At 63.1% G+C, this 18,411-nt stretch carries 16 protein-coding genes and 1 tRNA gene; 8 read left to right on the top strand and 9 right to left on the bottom strand.

Annotated elements, in window-relative coordinates; all coding sequences use genetic code 11:
• Window positions 1–199: 199 nt before the first annotated feature.
• The 3 genes from icd to clpA all read left to right on the top strand — a co-directional run bounded on the left by icd (window position 200) and on the right by clpA (window position 4,498).
• On the top strand, window positions 200–1,453 hold the full coding sequence (gene icd / locus Q6D67_RS09120; RefSeq protein WP_304705292.1) for an NADP-dependent isocitrate dehydrogenase: 1,254 nt from the start codon (window positions 200–202) through the stop codon (window positions 1,451–1,453).
• Window positions 1,454–1,838: 385 nt separating this feature from the next.
• Complete coding sequence (gene clpS, locus Q6D67_RS09115; RefSeq protein ID WP_304705291.1) at window positions 1,839–2,201, top strand: ATP-dependent Clp protease adapter ClpS; 363 nt, start codon at window positions 1,839–1,841, stop codon at window positions 2,199–2,201.
• Between the two features lie 20 nt (window positions 2,202–2,221).
• Window positions 2,222–4,498 (top strand): ATP-dependent Clp protease ATP-binding subunit ClpA, encoded by a 2,277-nt coding sequence (gene clpA / locus Q6D67_RS09110; protein WP_304705290.1) that lies wholly within the window; start codon window positions 2,222–2,224, stop codon window positions 4,496–4,498.
• Window positions 4,499–4,506: 8 nt separating this feature from the next.
• Here clpA and infA read toward each other — a convergent pair whose 3' ends face one another.
• The 4 genes from infA to Q6D67_RS09090 form a co-directional block, all read right to left on the bottom strand.
• Window positions 4,507–4,725 carry a translation initiation factor IF-1 gene (infA, locus tag Q6D67_RS09105; protein WP_027948202.1) on the bottom strand — a complete coding sequence of 73 codons (219 nt, stop codon included), beginning with the start codon at window positions 4,723–4,725 and terminating at the stop codon, window positions 4,507–4,509.
• Window positions 4,726–4,811: 86 nt separating this feature from the next.
• Entirely contained in the window at window positions 4,812–5,654 is an 843-nt protein-coding gene (locus Q6D67_RS09100; protein ID WP_304705289.1) for a hypothetical protein, read from the bottom strand.
• A gap of 109 nt (window positions 5,655–5,763) precedes the next feature.
• Window positions 5,764–7,197 (bottom strand): deoxyribodipyrimidine photo-lyase, encoded by a 1,434-nt coding sequence (locus tag Q6D67_RS09095; protein WP_304705288.1) that lies wholly within the window; start codon window positions 7,195–7,197, stop codon window positions 5,764–5,766.
• 5 nt (window positions 7,198–7,202) lie between these two features.
• Window positions 7,203–8,114, bottom strand: a complete 912-nt coding sequence (locus Q6D67_RS09090) for an NAD-dependent protein deacetylase (protein ID WP_304705287.1) — start codon at window positions 8,112–8,114, stop codon at window positions 7,203–7,205.
• A 36-nt stretch (window positions 8,115–8,150) separates the two neighbouring features.
• On the opposite strand from Q6D67_RS09090, the gene Q6D67_RS09085 reads away from it, so the two are divergent.
• On the top strand, window positions 8,151–9,062 hold the full coding sequence (locus Q6D67_RS09085) for a TIGR01777 family oxidoreductase (protein WP_304705286.1): 912 nt from the start codon (window positions 8,151–8,153) through the stop codon (window positions 9,060–9,062).
• Here the strand turns inward: Q6D67_RS09085 and Q6D67_RS09080 are convergent.
• Complete coding sequence (locus tag Q6D67_RS09080; protein WP_304705285.1) at window positions 9,038–10,339, bottom strand: RNA polymerase sigma factor RpoD/SigA; 1,302 nt, start codon at window positions 10,337–10,339, stop codon at window positions 9,038–9,040. The genes Q6D67_RS09085 and Q6D67_RS09080 overlap by 25 nt on opposite strands.
• Window positions 10,340–10,516: 177 nt before the next feature.
• Between Q6D67_RS09080 and Q6D67_RS09075 the strand changes: the two genes are divergently transcribed.
• Window positions 10,517–11,518: a MerR family transcriptional regulator gene (locus tag Q6D67_RS09075; RefSeq protein ID WP_304705284.1), complete on the top strand. Its 1,002-nt coding sequence runs from the start codon at window positions 10,517–10,519 to the stop codon at window positions 11,516–11,518.
• Between the two features lie 14 nt (window positions 11,519–11,532).
• On the opposite strand, the gene Q6D67_RS09070 is transcribed toward Q6D67_RS09075, so the two are convergent.
• Window positions 11,533–12,153: an exosortase H-associated membrane protein gene (locus Q6D67_RS09070; protein ID WP_304705283.1), complete on the bottom strand. Its 621-nt coding sequence runs from the start codon at window positions 12,151–12,153 to the stop codon at window positions 11,533–11,535.
• Window positions 12,150–12,647 (bottom strand): exosortase H, encoded by a 498-nt coding sequence (xrtH, locus tag Q6D67_RS09065; protein ID WP_304705282.1) that lies wholly within the window; start codon window positions 12,645–12,647, stop codon window positions 12,150–12,152. The genes Q6D67_RS09070 and xrtH overlap by 4 nt, the downstream gene beginning before the upstream one ends.
• Before the next feature lie 69 nt (window positions 12,648–12,716).
• On the opposite strand from xrtH, the gene Q6D67_RS09060 reads away from it, so the two are divergent.
• Both Q6D67_RS09060 and Q6D67_RS09055 read left to right on the top strand, forming a co-directional pair.
• Window positions 12,717–12,890, top strand: a complete 174-nt coding sequence (locus Q6D67_RS09060) for a hypothetical protein (protein WP_304705281.1) — start codon at window positions 12,717–12,719, stop codon at window positions 12,888–12,890.
• Window positions 12,887–13,384 carry an LEA type 2 family protein gene (locus tag Q6D67_RS09055; protein ID WP_304705280.1) on the top strand — a complete coding sequence of 166 codons (498 nt, stop codon included), beginning with the start codon at window positions 12,887–12,889 and terminating at the stop codon, window positions 13,382–13,384. The genes Q6D67_RS09060 and Q6D67_RS09055 overlap by 4 nt, the downstream gene beginning before the upstream one ends.
• Here Q6D67_RS09055 and Q6D67_RS09050 read toward each other — a convergent pair.
• Both Q6D67_RS09050 and Q6D67_RS09045 read right to left on the bottom strand, forming a co-directional pair.
• Window positions 13,347–14,699, bottom strand: a complete 1,353-nt coding sequence (locus Q6D67_RS09050; protein ID WP_304705279.1) for a sodium-dependent transporter — start codon at window positions 14,697–14,699, stop codon at window positions 13,347–13,349. The genes Q6D67_RS09055 and Q6D67_RS09050 overlap by 38 nt on opposite strands.
• Before the next feature lie 65 nt (window positions 14,700–14,764).
• Window positions 14,765–17,986: an AsmA-like C-terminal region-containing protein gene (locus Q6D67_RS09045; protein ID WP_304705278.1), complete on the bottom strand. Its 3,222-nt coding sequence runs from the start codon at window positions 17,984–17,986 to the stop codon at window positions 14,765–14,767.
• Between the two features lie 118 nt (window positions 17,987–18,104).
• On the opposite strand from Q6D67_RS09045, the gene Q6D67_RS09040 reads away from it, so the two are divergent.
• Window positions 18,105–18,192, top strand: a tRNA-Leu gene (locus tag Q6D67_RS09040).
• Window positions 18,193–18,411 lie beyond the last annotated feature (219 nt).

Here is an 18,411-nt window from a genome sequence, read left to right as displayed (position 1 = left end):
TGAACTGGCTCAGCACCTGGAACGGCTTGTTGAAGAGAATCAGTGTAGCCATCGTAACTCCGCCGCGCGGCCAAAAAACTGCCCCCGGCAAAGCAGAAATAGCCGGAAACCTGATACACTAGGCGCCGTTTTGACGGGGCATCCTGCAAGGATACCGCACCCCGAGAATCAATGGACCCACATCTACGGAGAACAATCTATGGGCTATAAGCATATCCAGGTGCCAGCGACCGGTGAAAAGATCACGGTCAACGACGACTTCAGCCTGAACGTCCCCAACAATCCGATCATTCCCTACATCGAAGGCGACGGCATCGGCGTGGATATCAGCCCGGTCATGATCAACGTGGTCGACGCCGCGGTCGACAAGGCCTATGGCGGTGAGAAAAAGATTTCCTGGATGGAAATCTATACCGGTGAAAAAGCGGCCGAACTGTACGACGGCGACTGGTTTCCGGAAGAGACCCTGGCGGCCATCAAGGAATACTCCGTGGGCATCAAGGGCCCGCTGACCACTCCGGTTGGCGGCGGTTTCCGCTCCCTGAACGTGGCCCTGCGCCAGGAGCTGGACCTCTACACCTGCCTGCGCCCGGTGCGCTGGTTCGAAGGCGTGCCCTCGCCGGTGAAGGATCCCGGCGCCTGCAACATGGTCATCTTCCGCGAGAACTCCGAAGACATCTACGCCGGCATTGAGTACCAGGCCGGCACCCCGGAAGCGCAGAAAGTCGTGGACTTCCTGATCAAGGAAATGGGCGCGACCAAGATCCGCTTCCCGCAGGAAGTGGGCATTGGCATCAAGCCGGTCTCCGAAGAAGGCACCAAGCGTCTGGTGCGCAAGGCGTTCCAGTACGCGATCGACCAGGACCTGCCTTCCGTGACTCTGGTGCACAAGGGCAACATCATGAAGTTCACCGAAGGCGCTTTCCGCGACTGGGGTTATGAACTGGCCCAGGAAGAATTTGGCGGCGAACTGCTCGACGGCGGCCCCTGGGTGAAGTTCAAGAACCCCAAGAGCGGGAAGGACATCATCGTCAAGGACGTCATTGCCGATGCCATGCTGCAGCAGATCCTGACCCGTCCCGCGGACTATAGCGTCATCGCCACCCTGAACCTGAACGGTGACTACCTGTCCGACGCCCTCGCGGCCCAGGTCGGTGGTATCGGCATTGCGCCAGGCGCCAACCTGTCCGACACCATCGCCCTGTTCGAAGCGACCCACGGCACCGCGCCCAAGTACGCCGGCCAGGATAAGGTCAACCCCGGCTCCCTGATCCTGTCGGCGGAAATGATGCTGCGCCACATGGGCTGGAATGAGGCCGCCGACCTGATCATCAAGGGCATGAACGGCGCCATCCAGAACGGCACGGTCACCTATGACTTCGAGCGCCAGATGGAAGGGGCTACCCTGGTGAGCTGTTCCGGGTTTGGTCAGAAACTGATCGACAATATGTAATTCCGTTCGCGGCGTTACCCTCAAGGGCTCGTGGCAACACGGGCCCTTTTTTGTGGTCAGTTCTTGACGGTACTTCTCGGTTGGCGACGGCACTTCGTAGGCCGGGCCGCATGCGTTGCGGGGCTTTCCGGGACACGCCGCAAGTACATCCATGTAGGCTCGTAACGCGCATCCATGCAGGTTACGCGGCGACTTCCCCGACGCTACCTCGCCTCCCGAGGGAAGTCACGGCATGTCCAGAGAGGCGCAAATTGCGCGGCGAACTACTGCGGCAATGGATACACGGGGGCCCAATGGGGCGCTGAGCACACAGCGTGCTCTTGAATTGACTTATAATAAGCCCATATCCACTATCTGGGCATGACAACGACGTGAGAGGAAAGGTGTGAACGAGGTACCCGTAGTCGGCCACTGGCGGCTTGCCGCCGGCGACGAAGAGCGTGACAACGACGGCGGATTGACGCTGCAGGAGTCCAAACCGGAACTCAAGAAGCCTCCGCTGTTCAAAGTCATACTGCTGAATGATGACTACACCCCCATGGAGTTCGTGGTTGAGGTGCTGGAAGTGTTCTTCCGCATGAACCGCGAACAGGCGACCCATGTCATGCTGACGGTCCATACCAAGGGCAAGGGCGTATGTGGTATATACACAAGAGACATCGCTGAGACCAAGGCGGCCCAGGTCAATCAGTACGCGCGGGAGAACCAGCACCCGCTGTTATGCGAAATCGAGGCATCGGAGGGCTAAGAGCCCGGGAGTGGTAAGGTATGCTGAGCAAAGACCTGGAACTGACGCTGAATGAGGCGTTTCGGGATGCAAGGGGCAAGCGTCACGAGTTCATGACGGTGGAGCATCTGTTGCTTGCGCTGCTGGACAATAACGACGCGATTCGCGTCCTGAAGGCCTGTGGCGCCGATATCAAGGCGTTGCGCGGTGATCTGGTCGAGTTTGTGGATGCCACCACGCCACTGATTCCCGAGGACAATGACGAGCGAGAGACCCAGCCGACGCTGGGGTTCCAGCGGGTGTTGCAGCGGGCGGTGTTCCACGTCCAGTCTTCCGGCCGCAGCGAAGTCACCGGTGCCAATGTGCTGGTGGCCATCTTCAGCGAGCAGGAAAGCCAGGCTGTTTACTTCCTCAAGACCCAGAGCGTTGCCCGCCTGGACGTGGTCAATTACATCACCCACGGCATTTCCAAGGTTTCCGAGGACAACGAGGGCGCTGAACCCGGTGCCCCGGGTGCCGAGGGCGCAACGGTGGAGGAGGGCGAGGGCAACCCGCTGGACAATTTCACCACCAACCTCAATGAGGAGGCCAGGGCCGGGCGCATCGATCCGCTGATCGGGCGCATCCCGGAAGTGGAGCGGGTGGCCCAGATTCTCGCCCGTCGGCGCAAGAACAACCCGCTGCTGGTGGGTGAGTCCGGCGTTGGCAAGACGGCCATAGCCGAGGGTCTGGCGAAAATGATCGTGGACGGCGAAGTGCCCGAGATGCTCAAGGACAGCGTGGTCTACTCGCTGGATCTGGGCGCCCTGCTTGCAGGGACCAAATACCGTGGCGACTTCGAAAAACGCTTCAAGGGGCTGCTCGCCAATCTGAAGAAGCGCGAGGGCGCGATTCTGTTTATCGACGAGATTCACACCATCATCGGTGCCGGTGCGGCCTCCGGCGGCGTCATGGATGCGAGCAACCTGCTCAAGCCGCTGCTGACTTCGGGCAAGATGCGCTGCATTGGCTCGACCACCTTCCAGGAATACCGCGGTATTTTCGACAAGGACAAGGCCCTCAGCCGCCGTTTCCAGAAGATCGACGTGATGGAACCCACCCCGGATGATGCCTACAAGATCCTCAAGGGTCTGAAGTCGCGCTTCGAGGAGCACCACGGCCTGCGCTATACCAACAAGGCGCTGCGGGTGGCCACCGACCTGTCGGCCCGTTACATCAACGACCGTTTCCTGCCGGACAAGGCCATCGACGTTATTGACGAAGCCGGCGCCTACCAGCAGTTGCAGCCGCCTTCAAAGCGGAAAAAGGTTATCGGGGTAGCGGATATCGAGGCCGTGGTTGCCAAAATAGCCCGGATACCCCCGAAATCCGTCAGCTCGGATGATCGCGAAACCCTGCAGAAACTTGAAACCAACCTGCAGATGGTGGTTTTTGGCCAGGACCGGGCCATCAGCAGCCTGGCCACGTCCATCAAGCTGGCACGCGCGGGGCTGCGCTCCGGTGACAAGCCGATCGGTTCGTTCCTGCTGGCCGGCCCCACCGGGGTGGGCAAGACCGAGGTGACCCGGCAACTGGCACGCTTGCTGGGCCTGGAGCTGATCCGCTTCGACATGTCCGAGTACATGGAGCGCCATACCGTGTCACGCCTGATCGGTGCGCCTCCGGGCTATGTCGGATTCGACCAGGGCGGCCTGTTGACCGACGCCGTGACCAAGCACCCGCATGCGGTGATCCTGCTGGACGAGATCGAGAAGGCACATCCGGAGGTGTTCAACCTGCTGCTGCAGGTCATGGACCACGGTGCCCTCACCGACAACAACGGCCGCAAGGCAGATTTCCGCAACGTTATCCTGGTCATGACCACCAATGCCGGCGCCGAGAGCATCAGTCGCCGCACGATTGGCTTCACCACCCAGGACCACAGCACCGACGGCATGGAGGCAATCAACCGCCTGTTCACGCCGGAGTTCCGCAACCGTCTCGACAGCATCGTGCAGTTCGAGCCCCTGGGCGAGGATATTATCCTGACGGTGGTGGACAAGTTCCTGACCGAGCTGCAGGGGCAGCTGGACGAGAAGCGAGTCATGCTGGACGTGGATGAAGATGCCCGTCTGTGGCTGGTGGAGAAGGGCTACGACCGCAACATGGGTGCCCGCCCCATGGCGCGGGTCATCCAGGAGCACATAAAGAAGCCTTTGGCGGAGCTGGTGTTGTTCGGATCCCTCGCCCAGTCCGGCGGCATGGCCCGGGTGCGCGTGAATGACGCACACGACGGGCTCGAGGTGCTGGTCGAGGAAACCGAGGCCGAACCGGCCTAGAGGAAAGCCTACCGCTCGCGGTAGGTAATGCGGCCCTTGGTCAGGTCATAGGGTGTAAGTTCCACCCTTACCTTGTCTCCGGTCAGGATGCGGATGTAGTTCTTGCGCATCTTGCCGGAGATGTGTGCAGTCACAACGTGACCATTCTCCAGCTGTACGCGAAAGGTGGTGTTGGGCAGGGTGTCGATAACCTCGCCCTCCATCTCGATCTGGTCTTCTTTTGCCATGCGGCGGCAATCCCTCGTAAAATCAGGGGCGCATTTTGCCCTAAAGCCGCCTCCGGTGCCAGTTCAATCTCCGGCAAAACTGCCGCTCAATTGCCGAACAGCTTGCCAAGGGCCTTGCCGATCTCCTTGCCGGCATTTTCGACCGGGTTGGCGGCTTCTTCCTCCCCCTCGGCTGACTCAGCGGCTTTTTCCGCGTTATTGCTTCCCAGAATACCCGACATGAAGCCGCCATCGCCGCCGCCCACTGCACCTGCGCCGAACAATCCGCCCAGGCCAGACAGGTCTGTCGGCTCCGCCGGCAGCACGAAGCGGGCGTCGGCGACCTGGGTTTCGGTGATGGCGGTCACGCGCATGTCCTCGCCGTAGCGCAATACCCCGAGGTTCTGTGCAGCGAGTTGCGCCTGCAGGCGGTCATGGGTTCCCTGTTGTGCGAGCATGCTGGACAGGGTCGATGCCATGCGATGCACTGCGTCGCGAAAGCCCATGGCCCGGCGATCCGCCGAGAGCACCAGGTCTGATTGCTGGCGTTTGCCTTCCTGATCGGTATACGTGAGCTTGTACACTTCGCCCTGGATCCCGGCGACGGTTTCGCTGCGGCCGGTTGCTTCCAGTGACTCCACGTTAACCGCCGCCATATCCGGGATGGCGGACTGGGCCATATTGCCGAACATGGACAGGGTCTGCTTGACGTCGATAACCATGATCTCGCCGTCGTTGTCGGTGACGGCATAGATCTCCTCGCCCCGCACCAGCATATAGTTCTTGTCCTTGTTCATGTCTATACGCAGTTGGTCGCCCTGGTATTCGAAGGTCATTTTGTCACCTTCTGCGTTAACCACCTGGGCGATATCGGCGCTGGCGGGTCCAGCTCCGAGTCCAAGAGTCAGGAGCAGGGCGGGGTACAGTGCGCGGCGTGCTGTCGTGATCATATCGGTACTCCGGGTCTGGCGGGTTGGTTCAAGGGGAATGCTACCCCTGTTGGCTCTCAGTATCGACCCTGAGCCCGCGGAAAGCCAGTGGACCGCTGTCGCGGCCGTTTCAGCCGGCGCGGATTTGCTGATAGCCCGTCAGGGCGGCCTCCCGGGCCTCGCGGTGGTCAACCAGAGGGAACGGGTAGCTTTCTCCGAGCACGATGCCGGCCGCTGACAATGCCTCGGCGGGCGCTTCCCAGGGCCGGTGCAGATAGCGGTCGGGCAGGCCGGCAATTTCCGGTACCCAGCGCCGCACATAGTCGCCGCCGGTATCGAACTTCTCGCCCTGGGTAACCGGATTGAAAATACGGAAGTAGGGAGACGCGTCGGCGCCGCTGCCGGCAACCCACTGCCAGCTGCAGGTATTGCTGGCGGGGTCCGCGTCCACCAGGGTGTCCCAGAACCAGCGCTCGCCTGCGCGCCAGTGGGTCAGCAGGTGCTTGGTGAGGAAAGACGCGGTCACCATGCGGATGCGATTGTGCATGTAGCCGGTGTGCCAGAGCTCGCGCATGCCGGCGTCCACCACCGGGTAACCGGTCTGGCCGCACTGCCAGGCGCGCAACTGTGCCTTGCTGCCCAGCCAGGGGAAGTCGGCGAACTGCGCCTTGAAGGGCTGTTCGGGAATTGTCGGAAAGTGGAAAAGCAGGTGGTAGGAGAACTCGCGCCAGCCCAGTTCGCTGAGGAACTTGTCGACCTGTTCCTGCCGCTGCGGATTGCGTGCGGCGAGTTCCCGGGCCTTGTGCCAGATTTCGCGCGGCGAAATCTCCCCGAAGCGCAGGTGCGGTGACAGCCGGGAAGTGGCTTCTTCGGCCGGATGGTCGCGGCCGCTGGCGTAGTTCTGGATAACGTGGCGCAGGAACTGTTCCAGGGCGTGCCGTGCCCCCGCTGTGCCGGGTGTCCACAGCTTTGGCCAGTGCGCAGCCCAGTCCGGTTTTTGCGGCAGCAGCGCCCAGTCCGCAAGGGTGTCGGAAGTGCCGGGTATCTCCGCCCAGGTAATTGTGGAAGGCGCCCGCAGGGGCTGCCCCGGCTCGTTCTGACGCCGGCAGTGGCGCCAGAACGGCGTGAATACCTTGAACGGCTCACCGGCCTGGTTGGCGATATTCTCGGGCTCGTGCAGCAGGACCCCGGGGAAGCGTTTCACCTCTACGCTACTTTCAAATGCCTTGTGCAACCGCTGTTCCAGCGCTGTCTCCCAGGGGCTGTAACTGCGGCTCAGGTGAATGGCGTCGGCGCTGCTGGCGTCTGCGAGTTCCCGCAGGCAGCTCACCGTGTCGCCGCGGCGGAGTAGCAGCTGCCCACCGGATGCCTCGATCTCGGCAGCCAGCGCCTGCAGGCTGTGGTGCAGCCACCAGCGGCTGGCGCCGCCGGGTGCCCGCTCTCCGGCGCTGTCCTCATCCAGGATATAAACCGGCAGTACCGGGCCGTTTGCGGCCGCAGCTGCAAGGCCCGGCAGGTCGGCCAGACGCAGGTCGTTGCGGAACAGGTAAATGGTGGTGGTCATGGCTTTCACTCGAGGTTCCCGGAGTCTGGCAAACTGGCATGATAACCGGTCGGCGGCTGAGGCGTGTCGTCGTGGCTGTTGCTCAGGGCATCTGCCAGCGCGCCGAGCAGGGGTTCGCAGGGCGTGGCGAACTTCAGGCTGGCGATTGAATCGGCACGGGTAATGCCTGGGTTCAGCAACACCAGTGGTTTGCCTGCAGCGTGGGCCGCGCGGCAGAAGCGGAAGCCGGAGTAGACCTGCAGGGAGGAGCCTACCACCAACAGGGCATCCGCTGAGTCGATTGCGGCGCTGACGCGCTCCACCCGCTCCCGGGGCACAGTGCCGCCGAAGAAGACCACGTCGGGAATCAGGGTGCCCGCACACACGGGGCAGGGCGGAACTACCGTGTGCTGCGCCTGCCCATCGGGCAGGGACATGTCGCCATCGGGCCTCGAGCCGGCATCTGCCTCCAGCGAGGCAAGGTGGGGATTTGCCTGCAACAGCCGCCCCTGCATCTCCTGGCGCGGCGAGTAGCTGCCACAGGTGAGGCAGCGCACCCGGTCCAGGCGTCCGTGCAGATCCACTACGGCGTCGCTGCCCGCACGCTGGTGCAGGCGGTCGACGTTCTGGGTCACCAGCAGTTCAATGGCGCCGGCGCGCTCAAGTGTGGCCAGGGCGCGGTGCGCCGCATTGGGGCTGGCGTCCCGTACTCCGGGCCAGCCCAGCCAGGAACGGGTCCAGTAGCGCTGGCGGGTGGCAGGGTCCTGCAGGAAGTCCCGATGCTGTATCGGGGTGCTGTACAGCCACTGCCCGTCTGCATCGCGGTAGGTCGGGATACCCGAGCTGGCGCTGATCCCGGCACCGGTGAGGACCACCAGACGGGGCCGCCGGCGCAGCAAAGTCAGCAGCTGTTGCAGTTCAGGCCCGATATTGTTCATGATGGTGTTTCACGCTGAGAGGGGAGAAGACGGGGCATGCACATCCTTATCACCGGGGGCACCGGTTTTATTGGTCAGGCGCTGGTGCCCCGCTTGCTGCAGGCGGGTCACCGCATCAGTATTCTCAGTCGCAGCCAGCACCGCGACACCTCCCGGTGTACCTACCTGCGCTCTCTGGAAGAATTGCCAGCTGACTCCGGACCCGATGCGGTGATCAATCTCGCCGGGGCATCCCTGGCGGGTAAACGCTGGACGCGGGCCTATAAAGAGGAGCTCGTCGCCAGTCGAGTGCAGGGTACCCGGGCGCTGGTTGACCACTTTGCCGATTCCGCCCAGCGCCCGCGGATACTGCTGAGCGCGAGCGCCATTGGCTATTACGGGGCGCGTGGAGATGAACCGCTGACGGAGGATGCCGCGCCCGGCAGCGGCTTCGCCAGCCAGCTGTGCCAGGATTGGGAAGCGGAGGCTGCCCGGGCCGCGGAACTCGGCATTCGTACCTGTCTGCTGCGCCTCGGCGTGGTCCTGGACAGCCAGGGAGGAGCGCTCAAGGAAATGGCGTTGCCCTTTCGCTTCGGCGTGGCGAGTTGGCCCGGCACTGGCTACCAGTACCTGAGCTGGATTCACCGGGAGGACGTGGTGGCGGCGATGGGGTTTCTGCTTGAGAAAGATGATCTGGCGGGCGTATTCAACCTCACCGCTCCCGCGCCTGTGACCCAGCGCGAGTTTTGCCAGGCGTTGCAGACGCATTTCCGGACCCTGCCAGGCATGCCTGTGCCGAGCCCGGTCATGCGCCTGCTGCTGGGCGAAATGGCGGGTGAACTGCTGCTCACCGGCCAGCGGGTACTGCCCGAGGCCCTCCAGCGCGCGGGCTTCAGATTCAGGCATCCGGCTATCGAAGATGCACTGGCTGCCATTTTTGACGCTCAAGCGGGCGACAGGTTGCCGTGATCCCGGGCCGCATCGCGCACGGTGTTGTTGCGGCTCAGCTTTTCCAGCGCTGAGCGCTCCAGTTGGCGCACCCACTCACGGCTTACCCGCATCTTGTCGGCCACCTCGGCCCGGGTCAGGGGAGGGCCCTGGTGCAAGCCCCAGCGTGCGATGACGACTTGCTGTTCGGCGGGCTCCAGCTGCTCGATCTCCTGCAACAGACAGCGCTGCAGGGAGGCGGTCTCGGCGCGCGCGGCGATGTCCTGGAAGGGTCCGCCGGGGACGCTGTCGAGTAGCGACTCGTCATCGTCTTCGTACTGGGGCTGGTCCAGGGACACCGCCATGTTGCGCAGCTGCCGCAGCTGACGGGCTTTTTCCGGTTCGATGCCGGCGGCGCTGGCCAGCTCTTCCTCGGTTGGCTCTTCGCCGGTACTCGACCAGATGGCATTGCGTTCGCGGTACAGTTTGCCAACCTGTTCCCGGACGTGGGTGGGATAGCGGATCAACGCGGCGCCGTCGTTGACGTAGCGGCGCACAGCCTGGGAAATCCAGTTGTAGCAGTAGGTGCTGAACCGGTAACCCTTGTGGGCTTCAAATTTTTCCGCAGCGCGAATCAGGCCCAGAGTCCCCTCCTGGATCAGGTCGCGGTAGGGAGCGCCCTTGCCCAGGTATTTGCCGGAAATTGAATAGACCAGCCGCAGGTTGTGCAGGGTAAGGGTGTCCCGGGCCTGGTTGAAGCGCGACAGCGCCAGCTTCAGAGTGGCCACCTGGGCCGGCTCCAGGCGGTAGCGTTGGTCGCCGCGCTCGACGCCCTCAGCCACTGCCTGCCACGCTTGCAGGGCATCTGCCACCCGACACTTCGCAGCGTGGCTGTTGTGGCGGCTGACGACGCTGGCCATGCCGACCAGCAGGCTGGCCGGCAGGGACATATCGGCAGCAATGTCGCTGGCGGCAGAGTGATCACCTGCCGCCAACGCCGCAGCCAGTTGGGCTACACAGTTGGCGTGGTCTCCGCCGGGCAGATAAGCCACCAACTCGCGACGCAGCAGGAAGTGATGGTCGCGGTTGACGAAAGCGGCAACGTCCGGCGGCTGGGCAACAATGCGGTCCAGCAGATCCCGGAAAAATGCCCGCCCTCCGGCGCTGGCCAGCAGCAGGGCCTGGATGCCAGCCACGGCCTGCCACTTGCTGCCGTCAATGTCGCGCTCCTGGTCGGCACTTAACAGAGGGTAGCGGCGGGCCTCCGCAAACAACCGCTCCAGTTCCCGCTCGTCGGTTTCCGTCTTCCAGTTATCCACAATACAGCTCCTTCCCGGTTTGCTGTTGATACGCCCTCTCTCACTGTGTTGGACAAGCAAACCGTACAGTTGTCCAGATAACATGCGAACACAAGCTGGGCAACTCATCCAGCCGGGCCTGGGCAGCGTAACAAACTCGACAACCCACTGAGGCTTTGTATTATGGACCAGGCTGTTATGGAACCTCGCCCCCTGTACGGCATTGGCACCGTCGCGCGGCTCACCGGACTCAAGCCCGACACCCTGCGGGTTTGGGAGCGCCGCTACGGGCTGGGCGCAAGTCACAAGTCCGTGACTGGGCGCCGCCAATATTCCCAGGCTGATCTGGAGCACCTGCAGCTGATCGCGGCGCTGGTTAACAGCGGCTCCAGGATCGGGGAAATCGCGTCCACCGAGCGCAAGACGCTGGAAATGCTGCTGCGCAGCCGTGGCAAGAGCGGTCGCGCAGCCCTGTCTGCGCCGAAGCCGAGAGTCGTTTTCATCGGGCTCCAGCTCTGCGAATGGCTGGAAGAGCACCAGGGTTGTCTCGCGGGGGTGGATGCGCTGCTGGTGAGGCTCCCTTTGGGCGACATTACGCCGCAATGCTGCGAGGAAATTGGCCGGGCCGACTCCCTGGTGGTCGAGTGCGCCAATGTCAGTGGTCTGCAGACCCGGCAGCTGGGTGATCTGATGCGGGATCTGGACGTCGAAAAGGCGCTGGTTACCTACCAGTTTGCCAGCGAGCGCTGGTTGCAGGCGCTGGAAAAGCAGAATATCTCCGCGACTTCGTTTCCCCCGGACCCCGCCTACCTGGCATTTGAGCTCGCCCGCAGCGTGGCGGACAAAAGCACCAGCCAGGGCGATTCCAACCTGGGAGACCTGATGAGCGCCAAACCGCGCCAGTTCAGCGAGCTGCAGCTGCGCGCTGCGCGCCAGCTGAAAAGCACCCTCGACTGTGAATGTCCCCGCCACATAGCCGACCTGATCCGCTCGCTCAGCCATTTCGAGGAGTACACCTCCAACTGCTCAGTCGAAAACTGGCACGATGCGGCCGTCCACGCCTGCATTTACGCCTACACCTGCCAGGCTCGCTGGCTGATGGAGCGGGCCCTGCAGGCTGTGCTGGAGGAGCGCGGAGACGAATACCAGGGGTTGCTCAGGGAAGTCGTCGAGAGCCCTGTGGGAGATGCCGCCGCCTGAGCCGGAGGGGGGGCTCAGGCCGGATGGTCGGGAGGGGGTTGATCCACTTCTGGTCGGCCCAGCAGAAGGGCGCGCCAGCGGGGGCTGTCGCGCACCACCCAGGCCCAGAGCAGTATCGGTGCCACCGTAGGCACAATCAGCACACTGAATTGGTACAACAGTCCGATCGCCTCTGGCGGCAGGGGCAGGCCGGAAGCCTCGTGCATCGGTGCCCCAACGCCGAGCATCACGTCTTTTAGCGCCACGGCGATAATGCCGACAAACATCAGCACCCACAGTACCAGCAGGCTCCTGGCATAGCGTTCAACAGAGGCCTCTATGGAACTGGCGAAGTGCAGTGCGGTGTAGAACGGTATGGAATAGGACAGCAGGCGGATACTCTGCGGGAAGGCCAGTTGATATTCGGCCTCGGCCAGGGGAACGATAGCACCGTTCCTCTCGCCAAACTGACTGAAAACCATGAGCTTGTTCTGGTCCAGCGTGACCTTCGCAAAGATTTCCGGCATCGCCCAGGGCATGCTGAACTGGGCCAACCAGACCGCAGGCGCCGCCGGCAGGGCGCCGAGGGCGTACCAGAGGGCGAAGCAGGGGATCATCAGCAGGACGACCAGTCCAATGAAGCGGTACAGGGTCATGCGGCAGCGAGCGGCCGGCGCCGTTCCAGGAAGCGGAGATAGACCACGAACACGATCAGCACATCCAGCATGATGAACACCGGCCACAGATACAGGTGGGTCCAGGTAAAGACCTCCTGGCTCCACTGCCCAAGGTAGAAAAGACTGATGATGCGGGCAATGTTGAGAACCTGGATGGTCACAAAGCCGGCGACTATGGCTCCAAGGCGGTAGTGCCAGGGTGCGGGGTAGGCGAGCACCCCGGCGATCAACACGATCGCCGCTTCCACGCCGTTACAGCCGGATTCAATGGATACGGCAAAATTGTTGACGCTGTGGGCGATAACCCGCCCGTAAGCGAGCACGTTGCTGTCAAAGGGAGTGATCAGTGCGGCGCTCAGGGTGGCGAGCGAGGCAGTGAAGGGCTGAATGACCGCCGCCTGTACCGGCTGCAGCATTTCCAGCGTGAACAGCCCCACCAGAACGGACATGAAGATAACAATAAATTTCGCCATGCTGATGCTATTATGCGCCCCTGCGCCTGTTTCAAGACGGGTCCGAGAATACCACAGTGGAGCGAAAAGGTGTCACAGACTGCGCGGGCCATAGGCATTGTTGTCACCCTGGCCATGCTGGTGTTCAGCGGCTGGATGTACCTGCAGACCAGGGACTGGGTTGCGCTCGTGTTCGCTGCATTCAGTCTCGGCTACGGCGTATTCTTTCTCTCTGTTACCCCCCGCGACAGGGATATCTCATGATGTTACCGAGCGCACGGCTACTGGTGGCGGTGACCCTGGCGTTGCTCCTGGGCGGCTGCAGCAGCCTGTTCCAGGGCATCGAGCCCCCCAAGGTAAGTGTGGACAGCGTACGCAGTGTTCCCGCCGAGGGCAGCGGGCCCCGCTTTCAGATCGTCCTGCGGATTGCCAATCCCAATGCCCGGGCCCTGGATATCGCCGGCATCAGCTATGGCGTCGAGTTGCTGGGCCGGGAGCTGGTCAGCGGCGTCACTAACCAGGTGCCCCGGATCGCGGGTTACACGGAAGAACAGGTCGTCATTGACGCCGGGGTGAACCTGTTGGAACTGCTGCGCCTGCTCGGCAATCTGGGCCACAGCAGCGGCGACGCGCTGGATTACCGATTCAAGGCCAAGATCGACTTTCGTGGCCTGCTGCCGACCCAGTATGTCGAGGACAGCGGCAGCGTCGCGTTGAATGCTAGCCCAACAACGACTGGGCGAAGATCAGCAGAATGATGGCCGGGCATACCACGCGTACATAGCCGGGCCAGATCTTCCAGAACAGGCTGTGCTCGACCATGGCGTTACCCTTGCGCAACTCCTGCAGTAGCTGGTCCCGGCGCCAGACCCAGCCGGCGTAAAGACAGAACATGAAGCCCAGCAGGGGCTGGCTATAGCGGGTAGTGGCCGCAATCACCAGCCCGAACAGCAGCTCGAAGTTGAGCAGTATCACCGTGCTGGCAAGCGCAATCAGGATACCGATCACCACCACCGCACGCTTGCGATCGACCCCGTGCTCCTCAATGGTATAGGCCACCGGTACTTCCAGCATGGAAATGGAGGAGGTGAGGGCGGCGATGCTCATCAGGAAGAAAAACACGAAGCCGACCAACACGCCGGCCAGTCCCATGGTGTCGAACAGTCGCGGCAGCACGTTGAAGATCAGCGTGTCCTCGGAAATCAGCTCGCCGGTTGCGGTAAAGATCTCCACCCCGTTGTGCAGCGCGACGTACATTGCGGGCAGCACCAGGAAGCCGGCCAGCACCGCAATGAAGATATCGACCAGGGTTACCAGGCCACCGACCACCGGCAGGTTCTCCCGGTCGCTGATGTAGGAGCCGTATATCAGCATGGTGCCAACCCCCAGCGAGAGGGAGAAGAAGGCCGCACCCAGGGCTTTCACGATGAGATCCGGCGTCAGCGCCCGCTCGAAGTCCGGCAACAGGTAGACGCGCAGTCCGTCCACGGCGCCATCCAGAGTAAAGACGTAAACAACGAGCAGGATCAGCGATGCCAGCAGCATGGGCATCAGTCGGCTGGACCAGCGTTCAATGCCCTGCTGTACACCCTCGGAAATGATGCCGACGGTCAGGGCCATGAATACCAGCATGAAACCCAGGTTGCGGGCCAGGCTGAATTCGGTCAGCCAGGTGGCAAGACCGTCAAAACGGAACAGTTCGGCGACCGCCGCCGCGCAATGTGCGAGCATCCAGCCGGCGACGATGGCGTAGAAGCTGAGGATGAAACTGGCGACGATAAAGCCGATGACGCCGGTCGTGGTGCCGATCCGGCGCAGGCCGCTATTGGGCGAGATCAGCCGCAGGGCGCTGGCCGCATTGGCGTGGGCGTGGCGGCCGATGATCAGCTCTGCCATCAATGCCGGATAGGCGAGGGTAAAGGCCAGCACCAGGTAGACCAGCAGGAAAGCCGCGCCGCCGTTACTGGCGGCCTGGGTCGGAAAACCCCAGATGTTGCCGAGGCCAACGGCACTGCCGGCCGCTGCCATGATAAAGCCGAATCGCGAGCTGAATTCGCCCCTTGGAGATGCCATATTCTGGTCCGTCAGTGTCTGTTTTATTGTCCTGGGCAGTGTATCACGATGATCCGTGGTTCAGCCTACGGGTTGACCGTAATCACGCAGCTGCGCTGCGCGGTCTTGTCATGTTTGCCGAAACCGAAAATCCTCATTACCAGACGCGGCAGGAACAGCAGGGCCTCGCTGGTAATGTCCAAAGTGGTGCTTACAGGCGACACCGAGGTGCGCGGGCTGGCCATGTCCCCTCGCAGGCTGATGCTGGAAGGAATCTGGATACTGCGGGATTTCGAGCGCGGAGTGAGCGTGAGGGCCAGGGTCTTGGCGGGCAGGTTGAACTCGCCAACACCCCTGGCGGTCATGTTCGGTGATTCTATGAAGATGTCACTGCTGCGGGCGACTCCATCCTCCAGACTGAACTGGGCCATCACGCAGTCCAGATAGGTCGATTCCTCCCGCGCGGCACCGGAGAACAGCCAGGTAAGGATACCGCTCGCCAGCACGTCATAGGCGGCGCCCTCGATTGTGGCGGCTTCCAGCGCGAAGCCCACTGTGCCGTCCAGTTGGCTCAGCAGTTCGCCACCGGTGAGGCCCTGTGCGCTGATGCCCCCGCGCACGTTGAGGGAGCCGCTGATGTCGGTCTCGATGCCCAGGTCGCGGGACAGGGTGTTGAGTGGAATGGACTCCGCCTGGCCGGCTATGCTGAGCCCCGGCGGGGTAAGGCTGATATCGATCACCCCCCGGATCTGGGCGGGTGCGCTGGCGTAGACAAAGTCAAATTCCCGCAGCAGGTAGGTGGTGTCGGCGCCGGTGAGGTGGACCTTGATGTCGTCGAACTGGCTCTCATCCCCCTGCAGGCTGCCAAGCGCCAGACGCAGGTCCACCGGATAGCGCGGCGCGAGTTCGAGTAGCCGTTGTAGCGTGGTCTTCTCGGCGACAGGTTCCAGCTTGTCTGCTGGCCGGTAGTCCTCTTCTTCGGTGCCGGTGGCCTGCAGTCCCAGGTCGCGCAGCCTGGCGAGCGGGGATTCCAGGCTGGCGCTGAGGCTGGTCAGAGTGCCGCCGCTGTGGCTGGCTTCGACTTTCAGCGCCAACTCGGTATCGCCTACCCGGGTATTACTGGTCAGCACCGCGTTGGCCGGGTCCATGTTCAGCGCCATGGAACCACCCACCGGTGCCAGCGGCAGGCCGCTCAATGCCTCCAGCAGGGCGCGATCCTCGCTGCCGAAGTCCAGCGCGAATTGACCCTGCCAGGCCTCTTCCGCACCGTAGTTTCCGCTCCCGTCCAGTCGCAGCCGCAGCGGAGAGCACGGTGGGCTGGCCAGGGCCAAATCTGACAGGCTGTAGCGGACAGCGCTGGTGGCCAGCTTGAAGCCGCCGGTCAGTGTGCCGAGGTTCTCCGGCAGCGTTGCCTCCGGCGCCAGCAACGCCAGGAGTCCGTCGATATCGAGGTGGTCAACGGTGCTGGTGAGCTTGACCTCGCGCGCGCCAGCAATGTCACGGGCACTGCCATGGGCCGTGATATTCAGGCGCGGGCCCGCCAGGCTGGCAGTGATGTCCTGCAAATCGATGCGCTGGTCGCGCTGCCGCGCCCCTGCAGTAACGTCCACCCTGCCCAGGTCCGGCAGTGCCATGCCGGCCAGGCCAGACAGGGCTTCCAGCTCCGGGGCCTGCACGCGCAGGCTGGCCTGGCCGCCCAGGGGCTGGTAGTCCTCGGCCCGGTGCAGCCGCAGGCCCGCATCCTCGAAACGAATCTCAAGCTGCGGATGGAGAATCGTTCCAGTGCCGGCCGTCAGCGCCAGTTCGTCACCATTGCCCTTCAACATGGCGCTCGCCTTCAGGGCGAAGTCCGGGGGCACGGTTTGCCCCAGCCAACCCGCCGGGACGGACAGATCCGGGCTGGCGACCGCAAGCTCCATATTGATGCCCTGCACCCCGGCCGGGTCGCCGATTCTGTCCAGGTCAATACGCGCGGTCTCGCCGCTGGCGCGCAGCAACGTGGCGCCCGCGACGCCCAGCTGCGCCTGAATATCCCGCACCCAGAGGTCACCCTCCGCTTCCATCAGGCTGGCCGACAGTTGCCAGGGGCCGGCATCAAAGCCAATCGGCTGCTCCAGCCAGGGATCGAGTGCCGCAAGACCCGGGGCGAAGGCGTGGAGCGTAAAGTCGGCGCCGGCCGGCAACTGGGTACTGCCGAGGCTGCCGGGGCCGGAAGAGCCGTTCAGGGTAATCCACAGCCCCTCGCTGCTCTGGGTGACAACGGTTAACTGGTCGACGGCAGTCGCCGTCAGCGTACCCGACAGCGCAATACTGGCCCGGATGCCCCCCAGCGGTGACAGGTCCAGGTCCAGCCAGCGCAGGAAATAGGCCAGCGAGTCCATTTCCCCGGACGCCACCAGGGCCAGGGTCGGGTCCGCACTATCCGCCCGCTGCAGATTGCCGCTGGCTTCGAAATAGTAGGCGGGGCGGTTGTCCAGTTCAAAGCCGGCATCGGAGAGCTCGTAGTTGACCAGGTCGCCGGTGAGCCGCCCGCGCAGCGACAGGTTCCCCGCCAGCGGCGGGGCATCGGGAAAGGCTCCGAGCAGGGCGGATACCTGCGGAAACCGCGCATTCACCGTTACATCGTAGCGAACCGACTGCGCATCGGCTGCGAACACGCCCTCCAGCTGTGCCCTGGTGGCGCTGTCCGGCGCCTCAACATCGGCGGAGAAGTTCACACTTCCACGATCCAGATCCTGCCTGATGGACGACAGGGCCAGCGCAACGTCCAGCGGCGCTCCGTCTATGTCGGCGCGCAACTCGGCACTGAACCCGTCGCTGTCCGTGCGCCGTCCGGACAGGCCCTCGACGGGAAATATGGAGACGTCGCCATGCTGGTTGATCACATGCACCGTAGCGACATCCAGTTGCCGCGGCAGGAAGCGCAGGTACTGCAGCCACTGCTCCGGGGTGGGGTCTTCCGCGGCGTCATCGGCCGCCACATAAACGATGACGCTGTCCGCACTCAGAGTGGTGTTGACGAAGTCCATATCCCAGAGGTCCCGCAGGCGACTGTTGCCGCTGAAACCGAGGACCGAAATCAGCGCGGGCCCATCGACGCCCTGCTGGTAGAGGTGCAGCGCCTCCAGGCTGAGGCCGACTGTGCGCGGGCGGAGTTCCAGGCCCTTGAGCTCCAGCCGGAAGCTGGTGAAACGCTCCACGCCCCACTGCAGCGCTGGCACCAGCAGCGCCGGCGAGGACAGCAGGGCAGCGCCCGCTGCCAGCGGTGCCACCAGCAACGCGACAGGCAGTATCCAGAGCTTGCGCATGTCCACCAAACAGGGAAAGTCAGTTGCCGGCAGTGTAGCACGCGGCGGCGCCGCAACTTGTCCACCGAAAGCGGTGTGCTATCATGCCGCAGCGCCGGGTCCGGCGCTGCCCCAAAGCGCCCGGGTGGTGAAATTGGTAGACACAGGAGACTTAAAATCTCCCGATCATTGCGATCGTACCGGTTCGATTCCGGTCCCGGGCACCAGAAAACACCTATTTTTAAAGCATATTTCTCAGTCGCGCCAAGCCAGCCTCTGCCGCCTCAAAACCGTAAAAATCCCGGTGCACATCTGGTGCACATGCCCCACCAGTGGCCGTCCACTGGCCTACCGGCTAGACTCCGGTAATGAAGTCACTCGACACAGACAAGCCAGCCAGGGTGCGCCAGGAGGCGCAGGAAGCCGTTTGCAGGGCATTGCGGGAG

The organism is Haliea sp. E1-2-M8, assembly GCF_030649675.1.
Lineage (GTDB): Bacteria > Pseudomonadota > Gammaproteobacteria > Pseudomonadales > Halieaceae > Haliea.
This window is presented reverse-complemented; position numbering and strand designations above follow the sequence as displayed.